Source organism: Paenibacillus sp. Soil787 (assembly GCF_001429545.1).
GTDB lineage: Bacteria > Bacillota > Bacilli > Paenibacillales > NBRC-103111 > Paenibacillus_E.
The window spans coordinates 37,093-52,387 of record NZ_LMSP01000024.1 but is presented as its reverse complement, the minus strand read 5'-3'; the positions used below and the strand labels follow the sequence as shown (position 1 = coordinate 52,387).

General features: G+C 44.7%; 12 protein-coding genes. 6 read left to right on the top strand and 6 right to left on the bottom strand.

Translation table 11 applies throughout. The features are described from left to right. Positions 1-1,048: 1,048 nt before the first annotated feature. Both ASG93_RS21850 and ASG93_RS21845 read right to left on the bottom strand, forming a co-directional pair. On the bottom strand, positions 1,049-1,438 hold the full coding sequence (locus tag ASG93_RS21850) for a VOC family protein (RefSeq protein ID WP_056835261.1): 390 nt from the start codon (positions 1,436-1,438) through the stop codon (positions 1,049-1,051). 69 nt (positions 1,439-1,507) lie between these two features. After that, positions 1,508-1,726 (bottom strand): hypothetical protein, encoded by a 219-nt coding sequence (locus ASG93_RS21845; protein WP_056835259.1) that lies wholly within the window; start codon positions 1,724-1,726, stop codon positions 1,508-1,510. Between the two features lie 163 nt (positions 1,727-1,889). Here ASG93_RS21845 and ASG93_RS21840 point away from each other — a divergent pair, with 163 nt between their 5' ends. Beyond that, positions 1,890-2,168 carry a hypothetical protein gene (locus ASG93_RS21840; RefSeq protein ID WP_235550938.1) on the top strand — a complete coding sequence of 93 codons (279 nt, stop codon included), beginning with the start codon at positions 1,890-1,892 and terminating at the stop codon, positions 2,166-2,168. Between the two features lie 229 nt (positions 2,169-2,397). Then, positions 2,398-4,548, top strand: a complete 2,151-nt coding sequence (locus ASG93_RS21835) for a 5'-nucleotidase C-terminal domain-containing protein (RefSeq protein WP_056835257.1) — start codon at positions 2,398-2,400, stop codon at positions 4,546-4,548. A gap of 48 nt (positions 4,549-4,596) precedes the next feature. Here the strand turns inward: ASG93_RS21835 and ASG93_RS21830 are convergent, their stop codons facing one another. Then, complete coding sequence (locus ASG93_RS21830) at positions 4,597-7,281, bottom strand: response regulator (protein ID WP_056835255.1); 2,685 nt, start codon at positions 7,279-7,281, stop codon at positions 4,597-4,599. A 168-nt stretch (positions 7,282-7,449) separates the two neighbouring features. On the opposite strand from ASG93_RS21830, the gene hisC reads away from it, so the two are divergent. Together hisC and mscL are read left to right on the top strand one after the other, a co-directional pair. Continuing rightward, positions 7,450-8,568, top strand: coding sequence for a histidinol-phosphate transaminase (gene hisC / locus ASG93_RS21825; protein WP_235550937.1), 1,119 nt, complete (start codon positions 7,450-7,452; stop codon positions 8,566-8,568). A gap of 122 nt (positions 8,569-8,690) precedes the next feature. Further along, the gene (gene mscL / locus ASG93_RS21820) at positions 8,691-9,158 is read left to right on the top strand and encodes a large conductance mechanosensitive channel protein MscL (RefSeq protein WP_056835251.1); all 468 of its coding nucleotides are present in this window, start codon (positions 8,691-8,693) and stop codon (positions 9,156-9,158) included. Between the two features lie 18 nt (positions 9,159-9,176). On the opposite strand, the gene ASG93_RS21815 is transcribed toward mscL, so the two are convergent. From ASG93_RS21815 to ASG93_RS21805, 3 genes are all read right to left on the bottom strand, one after another. Then, positions 9,177-9,941 (bottom strand): (S)-benzoin forming benzil reductase, encoded by a 765-nt coding sequence (locus ASG93_RS21815; protein WP_056835248.1) that lies wholly within the window; start codon positions 9,939-9,941, stop codon positions 9,177-9,179. Positions 9,942-10,574: 633 nt separating this feature from the next. After that, complete coding sequence (add, locus tag ASG93_RS21810; protein ID WP_056835246.1) at positions 10,575-11,621, bottom strand: adenosine deaminase; 1,047 nt, start codon at positions 11,619-11,621, stop codon at positions 10,575-10,577. A 206-nt stretch (positions 11,622-11,827) separates the two neighbouring features. Continuing rightward, entirely contained in the window at positions 11,828-12,511 is a 684-nt protein-coding gene (locus tag ASG93_RS21805; protein ID WP_056835244.1) for a DNA alkylation repair protein, read from the bottom strand. A gap of 123 nt (positions 12,512-12,634) precedes the next feature. On the opposite strand from ASG93_RS21805, the gene ASG93_RS21800 reads away from it, so the two are divergent. Together ASG93_RS21800 and ASG93_RS21795 are read left to right on the top strand one after the other, a co-directional pair. Continuing rightward, positions 12,635-13,432 carry a Cof-type HAD-IIB family hydrolase gene (locus tag ASG93_RS21800; RefSeq protein ID WP_056835242.1) on the top strand — a complete coding sequence of 266 codons (798 nt, stop codon included), beginning with the start codon at positions 12,635-12,637 and terminating at the stop codon, positions 13,430-13,432. Between the two features lie 241 nt (positions 13,433-13,673). Next, a complete protein-coding gene (locus ASG93_RS21795; RefSeq protein WP_056835240.1) occupies positions 13,674-15,293 on the top strand; it encodes a long-chain fatty acid--CoA ligase in 1,620 nt (539 codons plus the stop codon). Positions 15,294-15,295 lie beyond the last annotated feature (2 nt).

The following is a 15,295-nucleotide window of genomic DNA, read 5'->3' as shown; positions in this document are numbered from 1 at the left end:
TGAACGATTTCTCGTTCGTGCTTACTCACTCGTTGTTCAGTTTTCAAAGATCAATTTCTTTCGTTCACTGCCGTGTTACCGAAGCAGCGAGAAGTAATATACCACAGCTCGTTCAGCAATTGCAAGCACTTTTTTCTTGTCAATTTCTGTCGCTCTCTGTCGGAAATCTATAGTAACATAGATTGCTGTTTGAATGCAAGTTCCATTTAATGACTCATGGCGATTTGCCGCTTCAAAGCAACGAGGAATAATGTAACACGTAGAGAAACCAATTACAACCCTTTTGGAAATGTTCCACAATTGCAACTGTTTTGAATTGTTCCTACAGAAATTCCAAATGAAGAAACCTCAGGCTGCACCTTTGGCCTTAGATAAAACCCTTTTTTGTACATAAAGTAGAAATGGATGTTGGGTATAAAAGGACTACTTACTGTTCGTGGGTGTACAAGGAGCTTTTAGCGTTCTAGCAGCTGAATCCCCTAAGGGGCTTCACCAATGTTCGAGGAGAACTATTGTTCAACAGTCTAAAATAATTGCGAAAGTGCAGGTATTTTGTTAAATCTTGTTTCGGAAGTGGGAAAGCCTGCTAATATGCAGGAAATCTTAACTTTTCCATCCTGAAATTAAAAAAAGGCCTAAAAGCCTGCACAATTGCAGGAATTTAAGAATATGAGCTTTTTAAAGAAAAAATGCCTGCGCAATTGCAGGTATATCTTATATCAGAACCAAAGAATTCTAGTGTGTTAAAAAAGACCTCTCAGCTGCCGACTACGGCGCATGAGGTCTGGATTGAGGGCTGAAAAAGCTTTTTCCGACTCCTCAGCTAGGTCTCGTCGACGCGTGCTTCGCCGGAGCGCTTAAAAAGTTCACCCTAACGAATTAGCTCGGTGGAGAACTTAAACATTCTGCCCTGCAAGTTAAAATTTTCATTCGTCAGTGGTGCCGCAACGCGGCATGGAAGTCTTATCTGTCAAAAAAAGGATGCAGTCATCTGCATCCTTTTGAAGCTTATAAGAATTCCATTGTATAACAGCCATCTATCAACGAATCAACGCGTAGATTGAAAGAATTCGATACGCTCTCCGTCTAAACCATTAAAGAAGAAGTATCTGGAGCCATTCGGAAGGGGCGTAATCTCAGCATCCAACTGTTCGACTCCCAATCCTTTGATTCTTGTAAATTCCGCTTCAATATTATCCACAGTAAAAGCCAAATGATGAACTTTGCCTTCTTGCGGTAAACCCGCGTTATAACCCTCTATTAATTCAACTTCAGTTTCATTCAATGCTTCAAAGCCAAGAAAACCGAGTTTGATCACACCATTTGTATGCAGCAAGGTACTCTTGTGCTTAAGTCCAATCACATCTTCATAGAAACGAATCGATGCTTCCAAGTTCGCTACCATCACACCGACATGCTCCATTTTCAAAACTGCCATCTGTACATAACCTCCTCCATTCATCTCCTTCTATTGTAACGAAAAGAACATGAGAGGACTAGACCGATTTTAAGAGATACGAAGCGTTTCCATTTCACCATCCAACGAGAAGAGTGTTATTTCTTTATTCGTAATATTGACCAAACCAATATCATCAAAAACTTTTCTCACCTGAGCATTGGATAAATGCTTCACTATAGTTTGGGCCGCTATCTGCAAATGATCCTGATACATAGATTCAAAAAACATGAGAACTTCTTTTTCCCCGACAAGGATTTTTGCGTGCATCTTCCCATCAACACCCCCAATATCAATTGATTCAATTGTATATTTTGGAATCTAGGAAAGTGTCAGAACTTTATTAGGTTTATGTTAGGTTCGTAGATTTCGCCTTAGAAACAAAGTCAGTGTATACTAGAGTTGAAAGAAGATGAAGTAGGGGAGTACAAATATGAGATTACTAAAGCTTCTTCAAATCTATGAAGTGGATGGGATTACACCCAAGCATCGATCGGAACGATTCAATTTTGATGAAATTCAAGGGCAAACATTTCGTGAAATGAACCCTACTGAAGTTGGGTGCCCAATGATTCTATCAGGCGTCCATCACTATATACCTTTCAAAACAACTAGAGTTCAAGCAATAGATCGGGATGGAATGGATTTCCGGGTACTGACACGCAATACCATCTATCATTTTGAAGTTTACACGGAACGTCAAGCCACGTAGCCTTTGGAAGGTTACTGGCTTTTTTTGTAGATAAGAAAGTATAAGTTTTATTACACTTCGCGTCATCAGTCTTGACAAACGCGCTCGTCCCCGAAGGACGACGGAGTCGTTTATCCTTGGTTCTTTCATAATAATTTCTTCACTTCTCAAAATCTACCATTTCCCCTTATACTAATAGATGGGTTTATTAACCGCGGTTCTATTAATTTGAAGGAGGAATTTTTAACGCATGAAAAAAACATTGACTACCCGCCTTACTGCTCTCGCTCTTGTTACCGTTCTTACTAGCTCTTTCGCTAGCAGATTAGCATTTGCCGAAACAGCAGCACCCTCTTCTCCCGTTTCAATGAAATCAGATATGCGTCTTGCCATTGATAACGGCGCTGTTGAGGGCTACGGAGATACGGACTACCGTGGTGGAAATGCCGCTACTCGTGCTGAAGTGGTAACCATGATTAACCGTGCTGCCAAGCTGAAAAGTGCAGATCTTGGTTCTGTCACGTTCACGGATCTTGCGAATTGGCAAAAACAAGCGTTTGCGAACGCCGTTGCAGCTAAACTCATTAGCGGCTTTGCTGACGGTACATTTCACCCGAATGCCGCCGTTACTCGTCAAGAGCTTGCTGAGTTGATCGTTAAAGTCGTAACTGGCGGCCAACTGCCAAAAGTGAACGAGAATGTGTTGAACTACTTCAAAGATTCCTCATCCATCGCTAAAGAATCCCGCCCTTATGTCGCTTATGCCGTTATCAGCGGAATTTTCACACCTACCCTTGACGGTAACTTCAACCCTTCTGCGGAAGTAACGCGTGATGAAGTAGCCAAGGCGCTTAAACCTATTTTATTTAAAGTGGTTGATATTTTAACAACGAACGATATTCACGGCAAAATCGAAGTCGGCTTCGATAAAAAGCGCAATCAAGGTCAAGGCGGCATCGAAACACTCGGCGGTATCGTGACCGATTTCCGTGCTGTCAATCCAAAAGGAACGGTCGTTGTTGACGGCGGTGACGCATGGCAAGGTACGCTGATCTCCAATACGACGAATGGTCAATCCGTGATGGATACGATGGCGCAAGTGCAATATGATGCCGCGGCTATCGGAAACCATGAGTTCGACTTCGGTCGCGACGTTCTGATCGACAATATTAAGAAAGCTAAATTTCCTATTCTCGGGGCTAATATTATTGATGATAAAACGGGTAAACGCGTTAACTGGACACAGCCTTATGTCATCGTTGAAAAAGATGGCCTGAAAATCGGTATCATCGGCTTCGCAACGCCACAAACTACAACAACTACGAAATCAACAAACATTGAAGGCCTTTCCTTTGTAAATCCAGTTCCAATGGCTAAAGAATTGTCTGCTGAGCTTCGTGCTAAAGGTGTAGACATCATTATGGTTACCTCTCACCTACCTGGTGAGCAAAACCAAAAGTCTGCTGAAATCATTAGCGAGCTTGCTGATCTTGCAAAAGGCACTGGGAATGGTACCCTTGATGCGATTGTTGGCGGTCATTCCCACATGCGTGTTGCCGGTATCGTGAATGGCATTCCTGTTGTTGAGGCACAAAGCTGGCTATATGCGGTTGGGCATATTCAACTGTTTGTAGACAAATCCACGAAGCAAGTCGTATCCTCGAATGCAAGCTTGCTTGAAACATATACGAACCTGACGACAGCCGACGCGAAGATTCACCAAACGGTTGAAGATTATAAAGCCAAAATTTCGGCGAAATCCGGAGAAGTTGAAGTTGTTGCTGCAGAACCGCTAACTCGTAAATCTTTCCGTTTTGCTGTCAATGGCGGAGTTGATCGTGACGGAGCTTCCCAATTAGGAAACAGTATCACTGATGCTATGCGTGCTTCCGAGAAATCCGACATCGCCTTCACTAATATTGGCGGTATTCGCGCTGATGTAGACAAAGGTGAGCTGACGTACGGCAAAATGTTTGAAGTATTCCCTTTCGGCAATTACAACGTTACGGGTACAATGACTGCTGCACAAATCAAAAAAGCACTCGAAGTTACGGACAAGTATACCAATCTTCCGGCTATTCAATTCTCAGGTTTGAAAGTAGAATGGGACAGCACGAAGCCACTCGGTGAGAAATATTCCAAGATCACCTTGGTAGATGGCACTCCAATCTATGTCGATGGCAAGTTGAATACAGATCGCACATTCAAAGTAACAACCAATGATTTCATGGCAACTGGCAGTGGCGATGGCTTTACGGTATTTGGTGAAGTGAAGGATTGGAAAGACGGCGCAATCATGCTGGACGCTTGGGTGAAGTACGCCAATTCCCTAAAAGCTGCTGGTAAAGAACTGTCTGTTAAGGACGATGGTCGCGATGTGCGTTTGGATTTGAAGAAATAAAAAAAGGACCTTTGACCGCATCCAAAATGGATAGGGTCAAAGGTCTTTCTATTTGGTCAGCCATACACGCATCAGGGACAGCAATTGGCTTAAATTAAGCGGCTTGCTAATATAATCGGAGGCTCCCGCTTGCAAGCAAATGTCCCTATCCTGTTTCATTGCCTTGGCAGTCAATGCAATAATCGGCACTTTCTCAAAACGGGCATCTTTCCTAATCATTCGCATGGCTTCGTAGCCATCCATAACAGGCATCATGATATCCATTAGTATGAGGTCGATACCTTGATCTTTTTTCATGATATCCAAACATTCTTGACCATTATGAGCAACACTAACCAGTATGCCTTCTTTCTCAAAAGCATTGCTTAGAGCGAACACATTCCGAACGTCATCATCGACGACAAGTACTTTTCTTCCGCTGAAATTGTTCCTCTCTGCTGGATCAGCAGCCTTCTTATAGGCATCCCTAAGCAGAAAGTCACTTATCATCGGGGAAGACGCAGCTGCAGCTTCCTTCTGCATAGATTCAGTCTCGTTAAAGAATTGCTCTAATGATGGAACATAAAGCGTGAAGGCACTTCCAACTCCCTCTTCGCTTTGCATGATAACCCGGCCACCAAGAAGACGAGCTAATTCACGGCTTATTGATAACCCAAGGCCTGTCCCTCCGTATTTACGATTCGTTGTTCCATCCGCCTGGCGAAACGGTTCAAAGATCAATTGCTGCTTCTCAGGAGATATCCCAATCCCTGTATCTTTTACGGATATAGCCAGAACTTGTTTATGTTTAGCCAAAGGTAGAAACTCTCTAATCTGCTCCCCGCTGCACATACTCAAATTCACCTGAACGGAGCCCTTATGTGTAAATTTAAAGGCATTCGAGAGTAAATTTTTAATAATTTGGGATAATCGTTGTTCATCTGTATAGAAAATGTCTGGCACCTGTGAATCGCGTACGATGCTGAAAGTGAGATTTTGCTGTTCGGCCACCTTATCAAATTGACTTCGCAATATATCTGGAAGCTCTGATACATTCATTTCACAGACATGAATATCTAATTTGCCAGCTTCGACCTTGGATAGATCAAGAATATCGTTAATCAGATGCAGAAGATCATTCCCTGAAGAATGAATAACACGGGCATACTCTTGCTCTTCTTTGGTCAACGAGCCCTGCTTATTTTCTTGGAGCATTTGGGAAAGGATAAGCACACTATTTAATGGGGTACGGAGTTCATGTGACATATTTGCCAAAAATTCCGATTTATATTGAGAACTTTGCTGCAGCTGAATCGCATGTTCTTCAAAAGATGCTTTAATATTCTCTAGTTCCCGTGACCTTTCTTCGGCATATCGATTCTGTTCCTCTAACTGTTCATTCGTCATGTGCAGTTCTTCTTGTTGCGTTTGAAGCTCTTCCGTCATGATCTGGTATTCTTTTAGAAGCCGCTCAACTTCAACACGCGTTTGCACACTATGTACAATTGTACCTAATACTTCGAGAATATCTTCAAGCAGCTCGAGCTGCAGCGGAGTAAATTTATCAAAGGAGGCCAGCTCCATGACAGCAATAACTTCATTGTTATGTAAAATGGGTACGATTAGAACACTTTGAGCCTTCGCCGCTCCGAGTCCTGACGATAGGGTAATGTAATTATCAGGTACTTTGGTTAGGTGAAACATCCGCTTCTCTACCGCACATTGACCGACTAGTCCTTCACCCAATTGGAAGTGACGAACCCCAATGCTATCACTCCCTCCCACAGCCGCATAAGAAGCCAACTTAACCATAGAATCCTGGCCTTCATAAGAAGAACGAAGATAAAGAAGACCGAAAGAAGCATCAAACAGCTCAGCCGCTTTACTAATAAAGGACTTACCAAGTGTTTCCAGATCTGAAATCCCTTGAAGCATATGAACGACTTCCGTTAATTTTCGCTGCTGCCATTCCATCTCTTCTTGATTCTCAAGCAGAACATTCGTTGCTTCCGCAAGATCTTTCACCTCGTCATTCATGGTAACTTGTATACGTTTAGAACGATCTCTCTTCGATGAGCTTAAATGCATTATACTTCTTGTTACTTGTTTAATCGTCCCTACGATAGATCGGGAAATTAATAATGAAGCTGCCATAGAAAATATAACGACAAGCGTTAACATGACGAATAAAGACTTGGTAAGCATTTGATTCTGTGCATCTAAGTGCGCCGCTCTTTCCTTCGTAAGTCCCATTTCGACGCTGCGAAAGCGATCCAATTGTGAGCGTACATCATCAATGATTTGCTTCCCTAGTAAAAAATTATCATCAAAATACGCTTCGTTATTATTTCTCTTCGAAGATAGAGAGTTTCCTACGCTCTGCTGCAGCCACCGTTCGATTGACGCCTTAATGGAAGAAAGATTTTGCTCCTGTATAGGATTATCTCGAGTTAGCTGGCTGAGACGGCTGTAGGATTCCCTCCATTTCGACTCTCCTACATTGTATGGTTCTAAATAGCTGAGAACACCCGTAAGTAAATAGCCCCGCTGACCGCTTTCCATATCCATCACATATTTTTCGATACGATTCGTTTCATTATGGACAGCAAAATCATGCTCGATGATATAATTTCTATCTTTCTGCATAGAGATCACCTGAGAATTAACTAATACAAATGAAATGGTTAAACAGACAATGATGAACATATACCCAATCATAATCTTAGAACGGATACCGAATCTATTTTTCCCCATCTTGCTGCAGTCCCTTCCCTTAGTAAGAATTTTCTTTATACGGGTATTATACTATGTTCTCCAAAAAATGGGATATGGAGATTATATGTACTTTACTACTTTACCGAGTTAATGTACTATTATAGTAACGCGTTAAAATAATCTAATTTAAATGAAATAGGAGTGATTATGATGAGTCGGACAATTTCACACATTCGCCCTCGCAGCGTCCTTTCACGCATGAAACCTTACTCTCCCGGGAAACCCATTTGGGAAGTTCAACGAGAATTAGGTATCGAAAAGGTCACCAAGCTTGCTTCTAATGAAAATCCTATCGGCCCTTCACCACTGGCACTAACAGCCATTCAATCTTATCTGACAGATATCCATCGTTACCCCGACGCCGACACAGTTGATCTTAGGGGAGCAATTGCGGAGAAATTACAGTTTTCTTCGGATGAAGTCCTCATAACTAATGGGGCTGATGAACTCATCACGCTAATCTCGGAGACATTCTTGGAACCAGAGGATGAGATTATTGTTCCTTCTCCAACGTTTAGCGAATATGAATTCGGGGCTAATTTAATGGGCACTCGTGTTGTGCAAGTACCGCTTCGCGAAGATTACCGTTATGATGTTGACGATATTCTCGCTGCTGTAACGGAACAAACCAAGCTGCTTTATATTTGCTCACCTAACAATCCAACAGGCACTTATATGAAGAAACAGGATTTACATCGGCTTATGGATGAGCTCCCTTCTTATGTTCTCGTTATTTTTGACGGAGCTTATAGTCATTTTGTAACGGCGGATGATTATAGTGATGGATTGGAGCTTGTACGTTTGGGCTACCCCATCGTCGTCACACAAACCTTTTCCAAAATATACGGATTGGCTGGCATACGTGTTGGGTATGGCATCGCGGCCGCAAGTATTTTGCATAGTATCCGTCAGGTCAAAGAACCATTCAATGTGAATGCACTAGCACAAGTTGGCGCTGCTGCGGCGATTAAGGATGATCAGCATCTTAATGCGACACGTGAAATGAATGCTCGCGGGAGAGAGCAGTTATATGAAAGCTTGCAGGGAATGGAATTGCATTTCACACGCAGCATGAGTAATTTCCTATTGGTTGAGCTTGGACCGGACGCTAAAAACATCTATGAGAAGCTGATGAATAAAGGAATTATTATTCGTTATGGCGGAGCTTGGAACCTTCCTAATCATGTGCGGATTTCAGTTGGGACGTCGGAAGATCATACCATATTAATCGAGGCGCTTAGCGAAATCTTCATTAAGCAAACCTGATTTAATCACCATAGCTCAAAATTGCCTTGAACGGATAAGCCGAAACCTACCGCCAATTGTTTGGGTCCAATCAAATATGCTACAATACTAACAATGATTGTCTCATGGGGGTAAGCGAAGCGATGTTGAAGGAATTTAAAGATTTTGCTTTCAAAGGGAACATGGTAGATTTGGCTGTTGGGGTTATTATCGGAGGAGCTTTTGGGAAAGTCATTACTTCGATTGTAAATGATTTAATTATGCCGATTGTTGGACTGCTAATTGGCAAAGTGAAGTTCAATGATCTCTTTATTTCATTAAATGGCGTTCATTACGATACCCTTAAAGAAGCGGTTGAAAAAAGTGCGCCTACCTTTAATTACGGACAATTCATTTCGACCTTCCTAGACTTCCTAATTGTTGCTTTTGTCATTTTCCTTGTTATCCGACAGCTTAGCAAGTTCCGCAAGAAGGAAGAGCCGAAAGAAAAAGCGGCAACAACCAAATCTTGTCCGCACTGCTTGTCCGAAATTCCCGTACAAGCTACACGTTGTAAGTTCTGTACTTCAGAGCTGTCATCAAGTACTGCTGTGTCCGGCAGTATTCAATAGGTATGGCAAAAGCCCGAATCATGTTGACGATTCGGGCTTTTTTGTGCGCAGATCGGCGATCTCGCCTTGCGTGAAAGCATTAGCTCGCAGCAGGTCGAGCAGCTGCCTGGCAGTCGCTTCGGGCGATTGCAGCTCACCCTGCTCTTTGAGCTGGACGAACCGGCTCACCTGCGGGAAGTCCACTTCCGCAGCAGCGCGGATCTCCCGTTGCATATCCGTGTCAACCACACCCGGTGCGATGGAGTAAATCTCCACCGGGTGCGGTTGGTTCATTTGCTCGACGCCCACGCAGCGCGTCAGCATATCGAGCCCGGCCTTGGCGGTGCAGTAGGCACCCCAGCCGGGGTAGGGCTTCTTCCCCGCGCCCGAGGAGATGCCTACGACCCGCTTCTTGATCGGCCACGCCTGCGTGAGCCGAATGAAGCTGTTCGTCAGCAGCGCGGGCGCGATGAGATTGACCTGCAGGCTGCGCTGCAGGTCGTCAGGGTCTGCTCGGCCGATCGATGTCATCGGCTCGAGCATGCCGGCATTGTTGATGAGCGTGATGGAATCCGCTCCATCCGCCGTGCTGAGGATTCGCTCCATGAGCGAATCCAGGCCTTGCATGTCCGCCAAGTCGTAAGCGTGGAAGGTAAGTGTACCTTCCGCGCGCAGCGCCTCTTGGCGCAAAGCTTCACTTTCGCTGCGGGAAATACAGTGAATCGCAGCGCCCTGCTGCAGAAGCTGCTGGATGATCGCAGCGCCGAGTCCTTTTGAACCGCCTGTGATAATATACGTTTCCATTTACAACACCATCCCGTTGAAATTCGTCCTATACTTTAAAGATACCATTCTTCGGGAATGATGTCTTGACGTTTGAGCATGGGGAACGTACTTTTCTCTTTGCTATCACTTGCTCGTTTAGAAACCAATCCGCTATCTTCTCCTCTCTAAAGATGAAATAGGGGCTGTCGATTAATTGTGGACAGTTTTAAAGTGCACGGACACATGCAGAGAATGTATATGATTTTTCGGATATATATACAGAATCAGGGCTCAAATCACGTTTTGTATATGAAATTTCGAATAGAATCGACTGATTCTTTATGTGTGCCGCTCATTATGTATGGTTTTTCGCATACATTTTGTGGTCTCCCGCAGAATTTCCGAAGTTATGAACAGTTAATCGACAGGACCAAATATACTGTTACAGACACGATTCCACTTCCTCTCGCGACTGTAACGATGAAAAATATCTTTACAGCTTATGCACTGGGATTACGTGCAATGGAGTCATCCCGAAACCGTTTCGTAACAAGAACTTGCTACTGTTTCGATGGATAATTTCCAATAGAAGGCTCCTAAAGCGGTTAAAAAGAACTCTTCAAAAAAAGAACCCGCTGCCTGATCGCAACGAATTCTTCTCGCATTAAGCCGCTAGTTGAGCACGCCCAAACTACTTATTTCATCTTCCATCTCTCGTCTTAATGAAAGCTTATCATGCTCCTCCATAAATGCGGCATCTACGCCATTCATGATCAGCTTCACCAGCTCCGGTGTCGTAAAGCCAAAGCGGTCTTTGAGCACTCGGTATTCATTCGTAATATTCGTACCGGATACGCTAGGGTTATCTGTATTAATCGTTACGACCAGCCCTTGCTCCAAATATTCGCGAATCGGATACGTTTCCCATCCGGAAACGGCCTTCGTTTGGATGTTGCTGATCGGGCACATTTCGAGCGGGATACGGCGATCTTTGACCATTTCCAAAATAGCTTTGTTCTCCTTCAATCGAACACCATGCCCAATGCGAACAGCGCCGAGGTTCGTAACGGCTTCAAACACGTTCTTCGCTCCCGCTGCTTCTCCAGCATGGATGGTGACAGGAATACCTAGTCTTCCTGACTCCGCAAAAACCTCCCGGAAACATTCCGGCGGATACGACGCCTCATCACCGGCTAAGTCGACAGCGACTATGCCTTTCCCTACATACTTAGCAGCCGCTTCGATCACTTCTAGGTTGCTTTCGCAAGAATGATTTCTCATGCAGATCGCAATGACGCCGACTCTCACACCGAAATCCCGCTGCCCCCGCTTCATTCCCTCTACCACATAATGAATCGTTTCCTCAACCGTCAAACCGTTGTTCCTATGCAGCTGCGGTGCGAAACGAACTTCCACATATCTGCAATTATGCTCAGCAGACTGTTCGACGACTTCATAAGCAACCCGCTCCAAGGCTTCAGCAGATTGTAAAAACCGTGTGGTAAAATCAAACTTGCTTAGATATTCAATGAGACTTCCGCACTCCTCATCTACGCGCATATGTGGAATGAGTCCATCCTTATCATAAACAGGCAGTTCAATACCTTGCCTTCGAGCGAGATCCAGAATCGTCTCTGGCTTCACACTGCCATCCAAGTGCAAGTGAAGATCAACCTTGGGTAATCTCGTTAATAGATCGTTAGCCCGCATGTTATTCATCTTCCATCTCTCCTTCTTCTTTCGATATCGTAACGCACTTTTAAAGAATTTTAATAACTTTACTCGAATGTCATGATTATGTCAATATACATGACAATTATTCGTTTTATTAATATATGCGTCAGCTATAGTGACATTTCATAATTTTCCGGAAATAAAAAAAGATCCGCACAAGGATCTTTCTCCCCCTCTGTGGATCTCCAATTTCATTTCTCCTTACGATGAATCACTTTCAACGCTTCCCGCACGCTTAGCGGCGAAAGCTCCGTACTTGCAACGAATGACTGTACTGCCGCGGGGTCTGTCTTCGAATACTCACGAAGCGCCCAGCCAATTGCTTTGCGGATGAAGAATTCCTTCGAATCTGCCGTGTGCCTGATACAGCTAAACAGTAGCGGTACATCCGTCTGTTGTTTATATTTTAGTTGGAACAATATCGCGGTTCTCTGCAGCCACATATGATCCGAAGCTAGCCACTTATCCACATGGGATTGAATCAATTCAGGAAACCTCTGCAAGTGAAAGCCGATTAAGTGATCAGCGATCATATCCACGGTGTCCCACCACGATTTGGTCACGACGAAATGCTCCAAGACATCGATATGCTCCCGCTCTGCTGTTTTTCGCAGCCCAATAAGGACCAATAATGCTGTATAGGCAAACTCGCGCTCCGGCAACTCCCAGAGCTCTTTGGCAATTCTGACTCCCTCCTCACCCTTGGGGAAGCCATGTTCCTTCATGAATTGCTTGGTCAATGCTACTCGTTCTGGATTTCGGATCCCGAGAAATGGGAAATGATTTTTCATGTAGGCTTCCATACTTGACGCATTTGCTGTGTTGCGGTGAGCGCTTAACCAAGCCTCTAGCTTGTCCGTATAAGGGGATGCCATCGGTTGCGTGCCTCCTTTTTAACCTATCAACTATATGCTTTATTGTAGCAATTCCAAAGTAATTCGGGTATGCTTATAGCAGAATTTTTGATAGAGACTACTAATCGGATCGGAGAGAACTACATGACTTATAAACTAGTTGCCGCTGACTTAGATGATACGCTGCTGCGTGATGATCTAACCATCTCACAAGAGACTATTGAGGCTATGCACCAGGCTGTTGCCAAAGGCGTAACCGTAACGATTGCAACGGGAAGAAGCTTCCCATCCGCCGCCAAGATTGCTAACCAGATCGGACTCAATGTTCCGATTATCACTTATCAAGGAGCTTTAATCAAAAATCTACTTGATGAAGAAGTCCTCTACGAGCGTACAGTTCCAGTGGAAAGCGCCCGCCTTCTGCTCGATTTCTGCGAAAAGCGCAACCTTCATCTACAGCTTTACCATGGGGATCAGCTTTATGCAGGTGAAGATAACGACAAGATTAAAGCCTACGTACGTCTTTCCAAGACGCCTTATATCATTGGGGATCTGCGCCAATGGATTGATATCCCTCAGCCTAAGATGCTTATTGTCGATACGCCGGAAGTTTGCGACCAGCTGCGCGAAGAGCTGCTGCCCCTGCTAGGTGACAAGCTGCACATTACGAAATCCAAACCGCACTACTTGGAATTCATGCATAAGGAAGGTACCAAAGGACATGCGATCACTTTCCTTGCTGAGCACATCGGCTGCTCTTTAGATGAAGTTATTGGTCTGGGCGATGCTTGGAATGACCGTGAAATGCTAGAGGTCGCTGGACTTGGCGTTGCCATGGACAATGCGCTGCCGCAGCTCAAGGAGCTGGCGAACTACGTGACGAAGAGCAATAACGACGATGGCGTCAGACATGTTATTGAAAAGTTTATTTTGAATGCGTAAGAGTTGACAAGGATAAACGACTCCGTCGTCTTTCATGGACGAGCGCGTTTGTCCAGGTAGATGCGAAGCAAAAGTATAAAACTTATACTTTCTTATCTACTAGAATTAAACCGATTTCATCTGCATGGTTCACATGCGCTGGAGTCGGTTTTTTATTTCCGATCGCATGTTTTTTGGACATATCCTGTCCCTCCGGCTTATATATTACAATAGAATCAGACAATCTCCGGAGGTGCTTCACATGGAAAATTTCCCATTAACGCTGCGCTCTCTCTTTGAACGTTCACAAACCTTGTTCCCCAAAAAAGAAGTTGTTTCACGTACAAGCACTTGCATCCATCGGTATACGTACGCCGATTTCGGGAGACGAGCAAAGCAGTTATCCAGCTCCTTGCAAGCATTAGGTGTGAAGCCCGGAGATCGGATTGCCACTTTTGCCTGGAATCACCATTGGCATCTAGAGGCTTATTTCGCCATTCCCTGCATGGAGGCTGTGCTGCACACGGTCAACATCCGCCTCCCTGCTGAACATATTGCGTATATCCTTAATCATGCGGAAGATCGTTTTCTCTTCGTGGATGAAACCTTACTCCCTATTATCGAGAAGATTCAGGATCAACTTACGACGATAGAAGGCTATATTTTGATGACGGACAAAAAGGAAATGCCGCCTACTTCTTTACATCCCGTCTATTTATATGAGAACATGATAGAGGGCGGAGACCCGCACTATACATATGCTTCCGACATAAATGAAAGCGCTCCCGCAGGCATTTGCTATACATCTGCGACAACCGGCAATCCCAAAGGTGTGGTGTATTCCCATCGCGGGATCTACCTGCATTCTCTCTCCATTGGTCTGACGGATACACTAGGACTTTCTGAACTTGACACCGTTCTGCCTATTGTGCCGATGTTTCACGTTAATGCTTGGGGGCTCCCATTCGCGTCTGTCTGGTTCGGCAGCAAGCAAGTGCTTCCGGGACCTTCGCCGACACCGGACATCCTGCTTCGTTTGATCGCAGATGAGAAAGTGACGATTGCCGCTGGTGTTCCTACGGTATGGACGGCCGCACTTAAGGTGCAGGAATTACTGCAAGTGGATTTATCATCCCTTCGTGCAGTGGTCTGTGGTGGATCTGCTGCCCCGCGCAGTCTGATTGAAAGCTACGAGCAAGGGCTCAAGGTTCCATTCTATCATGCCTATGGGATGACAGAGACGTGTCCTCTCGTTACCGTTGCCCGCCTCAAAAGCTATCAAGAAGATGCCTCTTACGATGAACAGTACGATGCGCGGGCTACTCAGGGCTTGCTTGTGCCAGGGCTTGATATGAAAATCGTTGGACCTCGGGGTGAAGTAGCTTGGGATGGGAAGGAAATGGGCGAAATCCTACTGCGCGGGCCATGGGTAGCTACGGAATACTACAAAGATGCCCGAACGCAGGAATCGTTTCAGGACGGTTGGTTTTACAGCGGAGATATCGCGGTTATTGATGCTGAGGGATTTGTGAAGCTCGTGGATAGAGCCAAGGATTTGGTCAAAAGCGGTGGGGAATGGATTTCGTCTCTCGACTTAGAAAACGCCTTAATGGCGCACCCGAATGTATTCGAGGCTTGTGTTATCGGCGTGCCGCATCCCAAATGGGATGAACGGCCTCTCGCCTTCGTCGTCCTGAAAGACACTGCGTTACAGACTGATGACAATAAAGAAGATTTACTCACCTTTTTAACAAACAAATTCACGAAGTGGTGGATTCCGGACGATGTTGCGTTCCTCCACGAAATACCTAAATCGTCGGTCGGTAAATTTATGAAACGCGAGCTTCGCGAGCAGTATCAAACTTATTTTACAGGAGACTAGAT